Consider the following 14,817-nt stretch of genomic DNA (forward strand, 5'->3'; position numbering starts at 1 on the left):
TACCGCGAGCATAGATAGAATGATGATGGTCATAACCGTATTCCTACCTTTCCTTTTCTTTGAACGAATCGTTTCGCATACCATGTTTCCCAGACACGAAGACACGATCAGACAGGATGGAGAGCTTTCCAAAAGTCTTTCGCCTCTGACGTGTTTGTGAAGCCGCTGGAACAGCACTGTCAGGATATCTCCTCAACTCGGCAACAATACGGGAAGCCCTGGTAGCCTTATCTCTTCTATGCTTGAAGGTGTCGTCAAAATGATTGTGTGGGACACTCTCCGCCCCCTGTGTTCCTCTACATTCTCAACTTTCCTTACCTTCACCTGTGTACCCGCTATAACCACCTGGCCTACTCCCATGACGACGTACGGAAAGCAGACCATCGAAAGATCCAGTATGTTGTGCACGTGTGACACCTTCCTTTGTTTGTTAGTATTGCATAACCAAATATAACGCCCCCGAATGAAGAGACCATGAATGCCATGTGAAGATCTCTTCATCTATATCTTTGGACACACGAGCATCTGATCCGGTGATTGCACAGGCCGAAATCCGGGACAACGCTGTCCGAAAAATGTGTGAGTGATTGGAAGTCAGAAGTTGGAGCGGTATAGAGCTGCGAGAAATAGCTACATTGATAGCTTTGAGTTGGCGATACCAGACCCAGGTCTGAGGACGGGCAGAGTGCCCCCCTCAGTACCTAAGACCATGGAGAGGTGGAGCCAGCCTGAAGGTCCAAGTCTGAATCCTGGTTGCGATCGCCCTCTATTCAGTGATGCATAAACTGATCACGCTTACAACTTTCTTCCGCCAACAGTCGCTGACCTGCCGTTGCGTCGGTGGGGATACGTGTCATACAGGCGTCCAGCGAATCACCTTGCGTACCGGCGGATGCACGATTACCACTTTTCGCCACGGCAACCCCGACCACAGCTTGGTGAAGCTTTTCATTGTCCTGACAGCTTTGCTCGGCCACCATCTGGGCCCCTTCGCTGGCATCATTCGCAATTCGGGCCAAGCACGCCTTCACAAAATCCGATGGCCCAGCGGGGGCTACGTCAGGAGGAGCCGATGAGATCAATGGCCCTGTTGCGGTTGGTTCCACGACGACCTGTTCAGACGCACAGCCTCCGATGACCAACAGGCAAACAATCCCGCGAAGCAACGTTTCCGTCGGCATCCCATGCATAATTAGTGTTCCTCCCTTAACTAAGTTGGACCAGCCCTGTATAGCGAAGTCGCCTGCTTGGAGCAAGTCATATTCTGGCCCTATGGCGAGACTTGTTGCCCTGAGTTCCCTGTCACCACGTTTCCTTGATCCATTCGTACAAGGCTGGAGAGAGACACGAGTTGAGAGAGTGGGAAGCCGTCCAGTATGATGACTGCTATCTCTCCGCAACAGATCAATCAGAGTATATAGTGGCGCACACGTTGAGACACTCAACACGAGAGCGGGTCGAACGGAGCCATCAATGCAGTGGGTGAAGAGAACCTTGATCGGACTCGTCGTGCTAGGCGGCCTCACGTACCTGTACTATACCGAAGTAAAACCCGTCGTCATCTTCGGCTTGCGTGAAGATTATGCCCATGCCATCCCCCATCAAAAAGTTCCCGACGGTCTCGTGAGCTTGAAGGCGGAGGCCTGCGGAGTCTGCCATGTCGACATCTACAACGAATGGAAAACCAGCATCCATGCTCAGGCCTATACGGATCCCTTTTTCCAAGCCTATTGGACGAAGGATAAACACATCTGGGTCTGCCTGAACTGTCACACCCCGCTGGAAAACCAGCAACCGACCCTGATCAAGGACATTCCGCGAGATCGAGTCGAACGTGCCGTCCAAGAGCCCAATCCGCACTACGACAACCTGTACCAACAGGAAGGCGTGACCTGCGCGGCCTGTCATGTACGGGATGGGGTCATCATGGGGCCGTACGAAGACGCCAAGGCCCCCCATCCGACAAAACATGACCCGATGTTTCGTACCGCACAACTCTGTCAGCGCTGTCACAGCGTCGTGGGAGGACCGGCACAGTTTTATAACGGCGGGCCTTGCGGTACCTATCCCGAATATGAAGATGGACACTGGAAGAAAGAACGCGGGTTCATCTGCCAGAGCTGCCATATGCCGGAAATCGAACGACCAGTGGCAATAGGCGGCCCCGTTCGCCAAGGCCGTCAGCATCTCTGGCGTGGCGGACATGATCCCGCCATGGTGAAGCGGGCGATCGACGTGAAGATCATGGCTGACCCGGCCGAACCGAAGCCCGGCGACAAGGTGCGAGTAATTCTAACCCTGGTCAACGCAGGTGCAGGGCACAAACTCCCGACGGGGGACCCTGATCGCCACTTCACGGTCGAATTTGCAGTGGAGGATCAGAACGGCAAGGTGTTGGAGCAACAGTCGGACACGATGGGACGCTGGATCCTCTGGCAACCAGCCATCGTTGAGTTGCACGACAATCGGCTCATGCCGCTGGCCGGTCGAGACTATATATTTGAGTATCGAGTGCCGAAGGAAAGTTCCGGACTCAAGTTAATCACGAAAGTTCGGTACCACATCCAAACCGAGGGGCAGCATCAGATGCTCATCGACAAGTACGGCCTTACGGCGAAGGACCCGTATAACTTTCTTGTCTATGAACGAGCAGCATCTTTGACCGGCAATCTCACAGAAGCCTTCAATCGGACTCCAGACCAGACACGCCTTGCCTGCGCAGCACCCAGTCGTGGTTGAAGACATCCTGTCCAGAAAAGTCGTTCGCTCAAGAGAGGCTGAATCATGACAAACCGTGCTCGATTCATCGCAATTCTATTCATGACCGCCAACATCATTTCTATGACACCAGCCTATTCTGGTCCAGAAATTAGCGGCATTCCAAGAGCACCGGTGGACAAAGCCAAGATGGAACAGGCGAGACTCTCTGCCCAACTCTGTGGCCCAGGATGGACCCTGTCCGACGACCGTGAACATACGCCGGCGAGTTTCCTGTGCGTTCCTGTCAAGCCGAGAGTACAATGCCCGCCGAATACACAGTTGTATGAAACAGACTGCTCAATCGGCTGCACTCCAAAGTCAGACTAACCACGCATGTGTATGAGTCCACCGACTGTTGGTCGTGTTCCCCTGAAGTCGGACCACCGTGGCAGTATGAAGGCATCCGACTCCTCCCTAGGACCGGCTCCACTCATGAGGCGACTGAGCCAAATTTCTGAGGTTGGGTCAACTGACTAACTCCGGACTACTTGCGATGTCCCACTTTGAAACACACACTGTGCGCCGTATTGGATGGCTCCGTGCCTCTGTGCTAGGCGCAAATGACGGTATTGTGTCCTCGGCCAGTCTTGTCGTAGGCGTTGCCGCAGCAGGCGCAAGCTCAACGAGTATTATGACAGCGGGCATAGCCGGTCTGGTGGCCGGATCCATGGCGATGGCTGCCGGCGAGTATGTTTCCGTGAGTTCACAGGCCGATGCCGAGCGCGCAGATCTCGAACGAGAGCGTAACGAGTTATCGTCAGATCCTGAACAGGAGCACAAGGAAATGACTGCCATCTACGTGGCACGTGGGCTCGATGCGGAACTCGCATCCAAAGTCGCAACACAGTTAATGACCCATGATGCACTCGGTGCCCATAGCCGTGATGAGCTCGGCATATCCGACACCATGACCGCACGGCCAGTGCAAGCCGCCTTGGCATCAGCTGTCACGTTTTCTATTGGTGCCACCCTCCCGCTCCTGATCGTCCTGTTGGTACCAACCTCGGCGCTTATGTGGGCTGTCTCCGGAAGTTCTCTTCTATTCCTGGCTCTTTTAGGATCTCTCGCTGCACGGGTCGGCGGCGCGTCCGCAATGATTGCTGCCACGCGAGTTACCGTTTGGGGCGCCTTGGCAATGGCCGTGACCGCTGGAGTTGGAGCGCTGTTTGGGGTTCCTGCCTGACCCCAACTATTCCTGATCGCTGAACCGTGGGTAAAGCTAAGGCTAGCAAAGTGGTGGTCTATTCGGAGCCAAGAGACGAAAGCACTCGTTCAGCCCCTCCTTGGTGGCCCACGCAGTGCCTGACGCCATCCCTGAATCGCTCGGCCTGTGCCGATCAGTTGAAGTGGCATCACCGTCAGGGATCAGTCTATGCTCTAAGCACAACGTGATTGATAATAGAGGTATCCGACCTTCAATGATACGACCTGCGATTTACAGAATTCAGAGAGCCCTGCCTCAGGCAATGTAACCCCACAAGAAACCACAACTCAGGGACACTGGCACGGATGGTGCTGATGGGGTCAGTTTGTCCTGCCCTGGTAGCAGCGTGGTAGCAAATGCAGATGAAGAGAGCAGGAGATTTCAATTGTCGATGAACCAAGTGACCATAGGTCCCCAGAGTTCCTCTTCGTTTCATCCTCAATCTCTTACAGAAGAATTGGAACAAGACGAAAACGTACTTATGCCAGATCGTGGAAAATAGCTCTCAGTGATCAGAAAATAAACTGCGGGGATCAATCTTTGCCCAGGCTTTTGTCCGCGACGGCCAACGGCTTCCCGTCGGCCGTCGCTTATGACAAGTCGGCAGATAGTTTACTCACATCCGCCAAGCTTTTCACCAACAAGCTCTATTCTTTTGCTCAACCTCAGCTCATGACCTTCGCGGCAAGCACCTCAACCGGTTCGATCCTTGGTGTTTCGGCGAGTAGTTCAGATGCCTGGGCCGTCAGTGCTGCCGCGACTGGGCCAGCCAAATGCGCCTTACGGCCTGCTTCATCGGCAAAGGCAGTAAAAAATCCAAACATTCCAGGCCCCAAGCGCAGTGCGAACCATATCGGTGTAGCTGGTTCTTGATTCGCCAGTGCAAGCCCGCTTTCAACAAAGCGAGCGACATCCACTTCTTTCCCTGGCTTAGCCCGCAAATGTACTAACAGTCCGACATGTACCATACTCAACCATCCTTTCTTAAATTGACCAACATTCAAGCCTGAAGCTTAGTGATTGAGGCCAAATTTCACGAGTGGCAGGAATGACAATTATGATATAGTTATCGCCATGCGTATTTACGTTCTTGCTCTCAATCAAGTCTTTGATACCGGCCTCTCAGCTTTTCTCGACACCTTCAGCACGGCGAATAACCTCACGAAGTCTTTGGGGGCTTCCTCCACACGTTTCAATGTGACGATCGTTGGAGTCCGTCCTCAAGTACACACCAGGCATGGGTTGTCAGTACCTGTACGTCTAGCGAGGCGACTTACCCACCCGGATGTTGTGCTTGTACCAGCGTTAGGTGCTCACCTGCCTGAAACCCTCCGGGTTGCTCTTGAACAGCAAGAGATCACTGACGCACAGATGCTTCTGCGTGAATGGTCGGCCAGCGGCACGTTGGTGGGCTCGGCCTGCACTGGCACGTTTATACTTGCGGGTACGTCTTTGCTGAACGGTCAGAGTGCAACGACCTCCTGGTGGCTTGCCCCATTCTTTCGTGAACGGTATCCGCATGTCGTACTCGACGACTCCAGGATGCTCGTGAGTTCATCGCGTTTCGTTACCGCTGGGGCGTCGCTGGCGCATCTTGATCTCGCGTTGTGGCTAATCCGTCGCAGAAGCCCATCACTGGCGGCACTGACGGCCCGCTACCTCGTAATCGATTCGTGTCCATCTCAGGCGGCTTTCATGATTCCAGACCACCTTGCGCACTCGGACCCACTCGTCGAACGGTTCGAACGTTGGGCGCGTCGCCACCTCGCTAGTGGCTTTTCGCTTAGCGGGGCGGCCCGCGCAGTTGTGACAAGTGAACGGACCCTCGCCCGTCGCATGCATTCCGTGCTTGGAAAGTCCCCACTCGCGTACTTTCAGGACCTCCGCGTCGAGCGGGCAGTACATCTACTACAAACGAGCAGCGCCAGTATTGACCAGATTGCTATCCAGGTGGGATACGCGGATGGGGTAACACTTCGCACACTCATCCGGCGAAAGATTGGACGCGGTGTACGCGACCTACGTCCACGCCGCTAAGGGAAATGAGCCGAAGCATAACGGGTCTACTTCATCCTTTTGCCCAGTAGTTGAGCCCTTGTTTTGTGGGCTAGCAAAATTAAACAGCCAGGATAAACGCTCGCCTCTGGCAACCTAGTCGGGGAGGAGACATTCTCTTCCTTGCCGTTCCTTCCCCTCCATTCCTTGAGCAGTTACTGAATACGAAGCGACCCCTTATCCTCAGTAAGAGTAGCCAGCGCTTAGTTTTCGCTCACTCATTCGAGTTTGAGTTCCTCCCAGGTCCATTGCGAGAGGAAACACTCCATTGGCTGGTCATGAGGGGGAGGTAAATTGCATAATCCGGAGCCTCTAATACACTGCAATAACCTGCGATTTCTTAGTTCGCAGGTCATACGCCCGAGGACCTCACTCCATTGTTAGCACCACTCGGCAGCGAGCCTTTCCGCTCAGCATCCGGTCGTAGGCTGCCGCTGCCTGTTCCAACGGGAACGTCTCCACCATCGGGCGGATGCCTGTCAGGGCACAAAAGTTGAGCGCATCCTCTGAGTCACGAGCCGTGCCTGACGGCCATCCTTGAATCGTTCGACGTGCGCCGATCAGTTGAAGCGGTGTGACCGTCATAGGATCAGTCGATGCCCCAAGAACAATGAGCTTGCCGCCGACTCCCAAGCCATCGATCATGTCCGACATGGCTTTCCCGCTCGGCGCCGTCGCCAAAATCACAGCGGCTCCACCGAGACTCGCCAGCTCCTTCGCCGGATCAGTCGTTTCGGCATCGAGATAGCGCTCAGCACCGAGTTTGAGAGCCAGCGCCGATCTCTCCTGACCACGCCCGATGGCGACGGTATGAAAACCCATCTTATTGGCAAACTGCACCCCGAGATGGCCGAGCCCGCCCAGTCCCTGAATAGCCACCAGATCGCCCGCCTTGGCTCCGCTGTGACGCAGGCTGTTAAACGTGGTAATCCCGGCACAGAGAATCGGTGCCGCGTCCGTTGCCGTCAACACATCGGGAATAGCCGCCAGCGCTTCCGTACGCGCGATGAGGTACTCCGCATACCCACCATCTTCATGAAAGCCGGTCACGAGGAACCTCTGACATCCGAAAAAATCACCGCGATGACAATGGGCACAGTGGCCACAATGCCCGCCGTGCCACCCCACCCCGACACGCTGGCCTTTTTCCCAGGCAATCACCCCGGCACCGACGGCATCGATCACGCCCGCCACCTCATGGCCCGTGACACGCGGATACTGAAGTCCCGGCCAATGGCCTTCTTTGACGAACATGTCGCTATGGCATATCCCACAAGCCTGGACTTTCACACGGACCGTATTGGGCTTGGGTTCCGGCACCGGCCCGTGGGCGATCTTGAACGGACCTCCAGGGGAGGTGATCTGCACGGATGTCATGACTGTCATCAACGCCTCCTTCGCTGGCAGAATATCGACACTGTTCTCAGGTGGCACCAGAACACTTTCAATACCCTTGGCTTACCGCTGACTCGGTGCCTTGCCGAGGATGTGAACTCTTGGTCCATTTGTCAGGGCGATGAGTCGGTCATCCTCGACTTCGCCGCCTAAGACCCATTCGAAGAGTCGCTTCGCGTCATTCAGTTCCGGGGATTTGGGATAACCATACTGCTCCTTCTGCATCGGTTCGTCATAGAGACCGATGCAGCCATGGGATGCGGGATAGCCGGGCAGGTCGCGACCGTGAATCCAGTAGGAGACGCCGTCGCGATTGATATGAAACCTGAGCGCGTAGTTCATTGGATAGGGACGGTCCGTTCCTTCAACGGTATAGCGACAGGATTGATGGGCGCGGTGCGCGGCAGTGAGACGAAATTCCCCTGTCGGCGTTTCATCATGGCCGTTCCCTGAGGCGATCGGTACTGCAAATCGCAGAACCCCGTACTCGTAGGCACCCAGAAATTGCTCGGAGAGATTGACCAGGATGCACCGTCTCTCCTGCTCCGCCGCGAAATACAGCAACGGCAGCGGCGAGAAATACTCCACGTCCTGGATCTGCTTCGGGACCTTGATGGATACCCCAGCGTGGACATGGCGCCGGTCGCTTCGGTTGAACCGCGCGACAACGATCCACTGTTCATCAAAGAGAGTCTCCAACGATTCACCGACACGGAGTGTTCGGCACTCCCACTGGATAGTCGCATCGCTGGGATAACTGATACCACAGGCGCCACGCGGCTTTATCGTTGGTTCCGAATAAACAATAATGGGAATAAGGACGATGCCCGTAAGCAGGGCACTCCAAACCAACCGCGACACTGTCATGGACATGATGAACGTACGCACGACAGACTGTTCAAAAAGTTTCACCAGCAAGGCCGCAGCGAGCGAAGAGGTGAGGCGTACGCTTCGGTACGTTGAGCCTCTGAGCAACGCGAGAACGCCGCTGGTGGACTTTTTCAACAGTCTGCTACGACCAATATTGCGACGCCTTCATGTAGCCGAATAGCAGATCCCGTCTGGCTAAAATCCCCACTAACTTATTGTTCCGGACCACCGGCACACGGGTCAGATAGCGGTCTTGGAACAGATCGGCCACCTGAGCAAGCGTCTGATCCTCCGTCACGGCGACGGGATGAGCCGACATGATCTCTGTTGCAAGGATCTTCCGAAGGTCACGCCCTTCAACCATCGCTTGCAAGAGGTCATATTCCGTGACGATCCCCACCAATGTGCCGTCCTCTTCCACAACGGGCAGACTTCCGTAGTTACGATGGGTCATCAGATGGGCGATCGTCGATGCGTCGGTGCGCGAGGTGCATCGTGTGACGGCATCCTGCATCAACTGTCCGACCGTCACGGTCTTCGGATCGGTCGCCTTCATGAAAAATTCGGTTTGTCTCATAAGCTCCTCACAGTTGTCGTTTGCCGCCTGTGGCCAGATAGGCCCGCAAGAGATCGCGTCGCGCAATGATTCCAACCAATTTCTCTTTGGCATTGACGACAGGGACGCGAATCAGATCGCTTGCCCGCAGCACGTGCACCAAGGTTCCAAGCGTCGTTTCCGGCCTGACAGAGTAAGGGTTGGCCGTCATGATATCTTTTGCCGAGACAGTTGCGAGCGGATGCCCGTCATCGACGGCTCCCAGTAGATCATGTTCGCTGACAATGCCGGTCAGCTTCCGGCCGTTTTCCACGACCGGCACGGCCCCGAACCCCTCGATCGTCAACGACGCGATGACGTCCCCTTTCGTCTTCAGACGGACATATTGCACGTCCTTCTCCATGACCTGACTGACGGTCATTGAGTCGAAGTCTTTGACTTTGATCTTCACCTTAGCCTGCTTCTTCTTTTTCATTGCCCCTCCTCTCTCTATATGGAAGCGCTCTGTGATCTCACCTTCTGAGCGATGCATTCATACTGACGCGAATCACCACAGTAGGAAAACCGTTCCTGCTGCAAAACGCCTCAATAGGCTCCTCTGTCAAAACACTGTTTCTCTCCATAACTCCCTGGTAATGGGCCAATTCTTCTTCCGTCGCATCCCCTGCTACAGGCACATCCGATGCAGATCTGATACCCGAAACGGCTTCTCCAGAATTACAGCCTGCACGGAAGGGGGCCAGTTATGCGTATCTTATGCGCGGTCGATGGGTCGGAACACTCGCAGTGGGGGGTCCAGGCACTTGAAGCGTTTGCCGGTCACGAACCTGACCAGGTGGTGCTCCTACACATCATCGATCAACCGTCGCTCCAGGCCGCCGTGAACAAAAACCCCGTCGCACGGAAACGTGCCCTTGCCGCGATGGAGAAGGCCGGGACCACCCTGTTGCGCGATGCCGTGCGAGCGGCTCGACTTGCCCTGGACCAGGCAGCAACCAGGCCACGAACAAAACTCCAGACGATCCTCGCGCATGGTCCGATCGCGCATACCATTTCGCGAACGGCCCGGAGACTGAAGGCTGACCTCATCCTCATGGGATCGCGCGGCCTGAGCGACATTCAAGGATTCTTGCTCGGAAGTGTCTCTCGCCAAGTGGCCGCGACAGCGCCTTGCCCCCTGTTGGTCGTGAAACAACCCCTGACCGCCCTGCTCCGCGTGGCCATCGCCGTGGACGACTCCAAACCGTCACGCGCCGCCGCTCGGTTTCTTCGATCCCGTATCTTGCCGGAATCCTCCATGGTTACGATCCTGACCTCGATGGAAAGTCCCGTGACGGACTTCGCGGCACGCTATCTCTCTGAATCGCAACTGGCCGAATTGAAACGGCCTGTCATGGAACGAGCCACCAGGTTGGTCAACGGCCTACGGGATGAGTTCATCAAGGATGGTTTTTCGGTCGTCACTCAGGTCCAGATGGACCATGTAATCGACACCATCGTGAAACATGTCGAGGCAAGCCATGACCAGCTGCTGGTGATCGGTTCCCGTGAGTTGACGAAGAGCGAGCGACTCTATCTCGGCAGTGTGTCCGAAAGCCTGCTGAGGCACGCCCCCTGTTCAGTGCTGATCGTGAGAGGCGCCCGTGCCTGACCTCAACGGGATGTTGAAAAAGGCTGCCAGCTTTGTTCTCGCATCACTCGGACCCTCAACGTACCCCAGAGGGTACGCCTCGGGCCCTCACTTGCTGCGGCCTCGCCGATCAGCCTTTTTGACCATCCCGCACGTTAGACACTTCGCGATGTGTTCCTCATTGCATGATTAAGGGTATGGGAATGAGTTCCCCCTGCACATACGACGACATTCACCGGCTTTCGGCCGAGGACGTGCTCACGCGACTGGAAAGCCGCGACAACGGCCTCTCCCAGAACGAAGCAGAGCGACGATTGGGGCAATACGGACGAAATATCCTCAGTCAGCCAGACCATTTCCCGCTTCTTCGCGGGCTCGTTCGTCATTTCACCCATTTCCTGGCAATTCTATTGTGGATCGCCGCCGCGCTCTCCTTTGCAGCAGACTTCATGAGGCCGGGTGAGGGGATGGCCACATTGGGGTGGGCGATACTCAGTGTCATTGTCATTAACGCCGGATTTGCCTTCTTTCAGGAATATAAGGCCGAGCGAGCCCTCCAAGCTCTCCACCTTCTCTTGCCGGACAAGGCATGGGTGACGAGAGGTGGGCAACCGGTCGAAGTGTCCAGACGTGAGATCGTGCCGGGCGACATCCTGATCGTGGAAGAAGGCGAGCGGGTACCGGCTGATGCGCGCCTCATCGAGGCAGTCGGCATGCGAGTGGACAACGCCGCCTTAACGGGTGAATCGAGGCCACAACGACGGACAGCCGAGGCGACAGCGGATGGACACTGGCTCGATCTACCGAACCTTGTCTTTGCCGGCACCACCATCCTGTCTGGACATGGTCGCGCCGTCGTCTTTGCTACGGGGATGCATTCGGAGTTCGGGAAAATTGCCGCCCTCACCACTGTGGTCGAAACCGGACTCAGCCCACTCCAGAAAGAGATCATCACGGTCACTCGAATTGTTGCCGCGATTTCGCTGGCGATGGGGCTCATATTTTTTGTGGTCGGCCTCTGGACAGGACTCGGCTTCTGGATCAGCGCCATCTTCGGCATTGGGATTATCGTGGCAAACGTCCCGGAGGGACTCCTCCCGACCGTCACCCTCGCCCTTGCCCTGAGCAGTCAACGTATGGCCAAACGCAACGCATTGGTCAAGCACTTGCCGTCCGTTGAGACCCTCGGATGTACCACCGTGATTTGCACGGATAAAACAGGGACGTTGACGGAGAATCACATGACGGTCGATCGATTCTTCGTCGATGGGCTGGTGATCGAGGCGCGAGAGGGGTGTTTCTTCACCAGAGGCCGAATGATCAGCACAGCCGACGCTGAGCAATGGCGTCCCTTCTTCGATGCACTGCTCCATTGCCACAACGCTAGGCGCGTCCGGAAGTCAGATGGGCACGTCGCCGTCACCGGCGATCCCACGGAAGTCGCTCTCGTAGAATTTGCCATCGCACATGGGTTGGCCCACCAACCGCCCTTACGACGTATGGGAGAGCTGGCCTTCGACGCCGACCGAAAGCGGATGAGTACCCTACACTGGGCAGAAGGACAGCTCGTGGCGTTCACCAAAGGTGCTCCAGAATCGGTGCTGGCACACTGCTCGCACCTCCGAGTCCATGACCGCACGCCACCGATGACCTCCGACGACCGCACACGCATCCTGAATCAGAGCCGCCTCTTCGCCGAACAAGCCTACCGGGTGCTGGCCGTGGCTATGAGAGATGTCACCCATCAACCCGAGCACATTGAGGTGGAGACGATTGAAACCGATCTCACGTTTCTCGGTCTGGTCGCCATGATGGACCCCCCGCATCGTGAGGTGCCTGGCGCGATCGCCACCTGCCGACAAGCCGGCGTTCGAGCCATCATGATCACCGGCGACCATCCGCTCACGGCGCTGGCCGTCGCTCGCAAGATCGGTCTCGTGCCGGATCAGGTCACTGCCCCCCCGATGCCGATATTTGTCCCCGTGATTGAGGGGGCACAGCTCGACCACATGAACAATGAAACTCTCCACCGACTGCTGACACCGTCCCATCCTAACGAACCGGACCCGGTCTTTGCCCGCATGGCCCCTCGCCATAAGATGCGGGTCGTGTCCACACTCAAAGAGATGGGCAACGTCGTCGCGGTGACCGGTGATGGAGTCAATGACGCCCCGGCGATGAAAACGGCCGACATCGGGGTGGCCATGGGAATTGCCGGAACGGATGTCGCGAAAGAAATCGCGGACATTATTCTCCTCGATGACAACTTCGCGACCATCGTGAACGCGATCGAGGAAGGTCGGGCGGTCTACGAGAACATTCGCAAGTTCACGACCTATATCCTCTCGAGTAATGTGCCGGAAATTATCCCCTTCCTGGGATATGGTTTTCTTGGGGCACCGTTGGCTCTGACGATTCCACAAGTATTGGCGGTCGATCTAGGAACCGATATGATCCCCGCTCTGGGGCTCGCCAATGAGCAGCCCCGTCCTGACGTCATGGACATTCCTCCTCGCTCAAGGTCTGAACGACTTCTCAACCTCCCCCTCCTGGTGCGGGCCTATTTCTTCCTCGGCATCATCGAAGCAGCCGTAGCCATGGGGGGATTCTTCCTCTATCTCTATAGCCACGGTTGGACCTGGGGATCACACCTGGATTGGTCATCTCCATTGTATCGAGAAGCGACGACCGTCACATTCGCAGGGATCGTCCTGGCCCAAGTTGCAAACGTGTTTGCCTGCCGATCCGATCATCTCTCGGTGGCCCGCCTCGGCTGGTTCAGCAACCCATTTATCGTCTGGGGCATCGTCACGGAGCTGACCATTCTTGCACTCATCACCTTCACACCGATTGGAAACGAGATCTTTGGAACCAGTCCTTTGCCTCTCTGGATTTTGGGGCCACTTGTTCTCGGGTCTCTCCTTCTCTTGCTGGCCGAGGAGGGTCGGAAGCTCCTCGTGAACCGTCGTCATCGCAGCGCAAATCCCGCAACAACCCAGATCGTGAGTCCATCATGACCACTGATCCACAAAAGCCCACTCGCCATGTCCCTGTGGATGAAGTCATCTCTCACCACGAGGCCTCGACGCCGGAGCGGCTACGTTCCGAGCCAGGAGCTGAACAGAAATCTGTGCTTACGATTGTCACGTTTCCCAGTCGACCGAGTCGATCCCGCCTCCCGTTGCTGATCGGCATCATGTTCATCCTGCTCATGGGGGGAGGAGGAGTATGGTACTGGTTGGCCTCCGGCACCCCTCCTATTCACTACAAGACACTCCCGGTCGAGCGTGGACCGATCACGGCGATCGCGACCGCAACCGGCACAATCAATCCGGTCGTCTCCGTGCAGGTCGGTAGCCAAATCTCCGGGAAAGTTGCGCAACTCTTCGCCGATTTTAACTCCAAGGTGACAAAAGGACAGGTCTTGGCCCAGATCGATCAAAAACCGTTCAAGGCCCGTTTGAGCCAAGCGCGTGCTGCCGTCAAAAGCGCAAGGGGAAATCTCTCCCGAGCCAACGTCTTGGCGATTCAGCGCAAGCGAGAGTTCGATCGTATGGCGGCGCTGCGACCGCAGGCGTTCGTCTCACAAGCGGACACGGATCTCGCCGAGACCAACTACCGGGATGCCGCAGCCAACGTGGAGGTTCTGCAAGCGCAACTGGATCAGGCTCAGGCGGCACTCGCCTCAGCGGAATTGGATCTTGGCTATACGACAATCTACTCACCGGTGGACGGCATCGTGGTGTCTCGAAACGTGGATGTCGGCCAAACCCTGGCGGCGGCCTTCCAGACGCCGATTCTCTTCTTGATCGCCCAAGACCTCACCCATATGCAGGTGAACGCCAACGTCAGTGAATCCGACATCGGTGGTGTCAAAGAAGGAACAGAGGCGAATTTCCGAGTGGACGCCTATCCCAAACAATTCTTCGATGGCGTGGTGACGCAGGTCCGCAACGCGCCCATCAATATTCAGAACGTCGTGACCTATGACGTGGTCATCACTGTACGCAACCCTGAATTGAAGTTGAAACCGGGCATGACAGCAAACGTTACCATCGTAACCGCACGGAAAGAGAATCCGCTCCGTGTCCCGAACGGTGCTCTGCGATTCAGGATGCCCAACGTACCGACCGACAGGAAAGTCAGCCGCGTCTGGGTGTTGGACCCCCATCACCAACCTCGCCAAGTGGATGTCTCGACGGGCATCGCCGACTCTCTCTATACGGAAATCGTGTCTGACACTTTGCGCGAAGGAGATCCTGTTATTCTGGGGGTTGAAACAGATGAAGAACAGTCCAAAAAACAATTGCCTCCCGGTTTTGAACCAAGTCGCGGGTTGAGATGAAG

General features: G+C 56.2%; 13 protein-coding genes. 7 read left to right on the forward strand and 6 right to left on the reverse strand.

Features of this window, described 5'->3' with window-relative positions; translation table 11 throughout:
- Nucleotides 1-770 precede the first annotated feature (770 nt).
- Complete coding sequence (locus ACMTNU_RS00285) at nt 771-1,190, reverse strand: hypothetical protein (protein ID WP_413933200.1); 420 nt, start codon at nt 1,188-1,190, stop codon at nt 771-773.
- Nucleotides 1,191-1,473: 283 nt separating this feature from the next.
- Here ACMTNU_RS00285 and ACMTNU_RS00290 point away from each other — a divergent pair, with 283 nt between their 5' ends.
- The 3 genes from ACMTNU_RS00290 to ACMTNU_RS00300 all read left to right on the forward strand — a co-directional run bounded on the left by ACMTNU_RS00290 (nt 1,474) and on the right by ACMTNU_RS00300 (nt 3,943).
- Nucleotides 1,474-2,739: a hypothetical protein gene (locus tag ACMTNU_RS00290; RefSeq protein ID WP_413933201.1), complete on the forward strand. Its 1,266-nt coding sequence runs from the start codon at nt 1,474-1,476 to the stop codon at nt 2,737-2,739.
- Nucleotides 2,740-2,784: 45 nt separating this feature from the next.
- Nucleotides 2,785-3,087 carry a hypothetical protein gene (locus ACMTNU_RS00295; RefSeq protein ID WP_413933202.1) on the forward strand — a complete coding sequence of 101 codons (303 nt, stop codon included), beginning with the start codon at nt 2,785-2,787 and terminating at the stop codon, nt 3,085-3,087.
- Between the two features lie 166 nt (nt 3,088-3,253).
- Complete coding sequence (locus tag ACMTNU_RS00300; protein WP_413933203.1) at nt 3,254-3,943, forward strand: VIT family protein; 690 nt, start codon at nt 3,254-3,256, stop codon at nt 3,941-3,943.
- A gap of 686 nt (nt 3,944-4,629) precedes the next feature.
- Here the strand turns inward: ACMTNU_RS00300 and ACMTNU_RS00305 are convergent.
- The gene (locus ACMTNU_RS00305) at nt 4,630-4,932 is read right to left on the reverse strand and encodes a putative quinol monooxygenase (protein ID WP_413933204.1); all 303 of its coding nucleotides are present in this window, start codon (nt 4,930-4,932) and stop codon (nt 4,630-4,632) included.
- Nucleotides 4,933-5,038: 106 nt separating this feature from the next.
- Between ACMTNU_RS00305 and ACMTNU_RS00310 the strand changes: the two genes are divergently transcribed.
- The gene (locus tag ACMTNU_RS00310) at nt 5,039-6,001 is read left to right on the forward strand and encodes a GlxA family transcriptional regulator (protein WP_413933205.1); all 963 of its coding nucleotides are present in this window, start codon (nt 5,039-5,041) and stop codon (nt 5,999-6,001) included.
- A gap of 387 nt (nt 6,002-6,388) precedes the next feature.
- Here ACMTNU_RS00310 and ACMTNU_RS00315 read toward each other — a convergent pair whose 3' ends face one another.
- The 4 genes from ACMTNU_RS00315 to ACMTNU_RS00330 form a co-directional block, all read right to left on the reverse strand.
- Nucleotides 6,389-7,405, reverse strand: coding sequence for an alcohol dehydrogenase (locus ACMTNU_RS00315; RefSeq protein WP_413933206.1), 1,017 nt, complete (start codon nt 7,403-7,405; stop codon nt 6,389-6,391).
- A gap of 72 nt (nt 7,406-7,477) precedes the next feature.
- On the reverse strand, nt 7,478-8,419 hold the full coding sequence (locus tag ACMTNU_RS00320) for a L,D-transpeptidase (RefSeq protein WP_413933207.1): 942 nt from the start codon (nt 8,417-8,419) through the stop codon (nt 7,478-7,480).
- 7 nt (nt 8,420-8,426) lie between these two features.
- The gene (locus ACMTNU_RS00325; RefSeq protein WP_413933208.1) at nt 8,427-8,861 is read right to left on the reverse strand and encodes a cyclic nucleotide-binding/CBS domain-containing protein; all 435 of its coding nucleotides are present in this window, start codon (nt 8,859-8,861) and stop codon (nt 8,427-8,429) included.
- Nucleotides 8,862-8,868: 7 nt separating this feature from the next.
- Nucleotides 8,869-9,315 (reverse strand): HPP family protein, encoded by a 447-nt coding sequence (locus ACMTNU_RS00330; RefSeq protein WP_413933209.1) that lies wholly within the window; start codon nt 9,313-9,315, stop codon nt 8,869-8,871.
- Between the two features lie 270 nt (nt 9,316-9,585).
- On the opposite strand from ACMTNU_RS00330, the gene ACMTNU_RS00335 reads away from it, so the two are divergent.
- The 3 genes from ACMTNU_RS00335 (at nt 9,586) to ACMTNU_RS00345 (ending at nt 14,815) form a co-directional block, all read left to right on the forward strand.
- Entirely contained in the window at nt 9,586-10,491 is a 906-nt protein-coding gene (locus ACMTNU_RS00335; RefSeq protein ID WP_413933210.1) for a universal stress protein, read from the forward strand.
- A gap of 176 nt (nt 10,492-10,667) precedes the next feature.
- The gene (locus ACMTNU_RS00340; protein WP_413933211.1) at nt 10,668-13,487 is read left to right on the forward strand and encodes a cation-translocating P-type ATPase; all 2,820 of its coding nucleotides are present in this window, start codon (nt 10,668-10,670) and stop codon (nt 13,485-13,487) included.
- Nucleotides 13,484-14,815 (forward strand): efflux RND transporter periplasmic adaptor subunit, encoded by a 1,332-nt coding sequence (locus tag ACMTNU_RS00345; RefSeq protein ID WP_413933212.1) that lies wholly within the window; start codon nt 13,484-13,486, stop codon nt 14,813-14,815. Before ACMTNU_RS00340 ends, ACMTNU_RS00345 begins: the two co-directional genes overlap by 4 nt.
- Nucleotides 14,816-14,817: the final 2 nt, after the last annotated feature.

It is taken from the genome of Nitrospira sp. BLG_1 (assembly GCF_047338595.1).
In the GTDB taxonomy this organism is placed as follows: domain Bacteria; phylum Nitrospirota; class Nitrospiria; order Nitrospirales; family Nitrospiraceae; genus Nitrospira_D.

Excerpts from the sequence above, each read along its gene's own strand:
- ACMTNU_RS00325 (WP_413933208.1), bottom strand. The coding sequence starts at position 8,861 with ATGAGACAAACCGAATTTTTCATGAAGGCGACCGATCCGAAGACCGTG.
- ACMTNU_RS00310 (WP_413933205.1), top strand. The coding sequence starts at position 5,039 with ATGCGTATTTACGTTCTTGCTCTCAATCAAGTCTTTGATACCGGCCTC.
- ACMTNU_RS00345 (WP_413933212.1), top strand. The coding sequence starts at position 13,484 with ATGACCACTGATCCACAAAAGCCCACTCGCCATGTCCCTGTGGATGAA.
- ACMTNU_RS00330 (WP_413933209.1), bottom strand. The coding sequence starts at position 9,315 with ATGAAAAAGAAGAAGCAGGCTAAGGTGAAGATCAAAGTCAAAGACTTC.
- ACMTNU_RS00295 (WP_413933202.1), top strand. The coding sequence starts at position 2,785 with ATGACAAACCGTGCTCGATTCATCGCAATTCTATTCATGACCGCCAAC.
- ACMTNU_RS00340 (WP_413933211.1), top strand. The coding sequence starts at position 10,668 with ATGGGAATGAGTTCCCCCTGCACATACGACGACATTCACCGGCTTTCG.
- ACMTNU_RS00335 (WP_413933210.1), top strand. The coding sequence starts at position 9,586 with ATGCGTATCTTATGCGCGGTCGATGGGTCGGAACACTCGCAGTGGGGG.
- ACMTNU_RS00300 (WP_413933203.1), top strand. The coding sequence starts at position 3,254 with ATGTCCCACTTTGAAACACACACTGTGCGCCGTATTGGATGGCTCCGT.
- ACMTNU_RS00315 (WP_413933206.1), bottom strand. The coding sequence starts at position 7,405 with ATGACAGTCATGACATCCGTGCAGATCACCTCCCCTGGAGGTCCGTTC.
- ACMTNU_RS00305 (WP_413933204.1), bottom strand. The coding sequence starts at position 4,932 with ATGGTACATGTCGGACTGTTAGTACATTTGCGGGCTAAGCCAGGGAAA.
- ACMTNU_RS00290 (WP_413933201.1), top strand. The coding sequence starts at position 1,474 with ATGCAGTGGGTGAAGAGAACCTTGATCGGACTCGTCGTGCTAGGCGGC.
- ACMTNU_RS00285 (WP_413933200.1), bottom strand. The coding sequence starts at position 1,190 with ATGCATGGGATGCCGACGGAAACGTTGCTTCGCGGGATTGTTTGCCTG.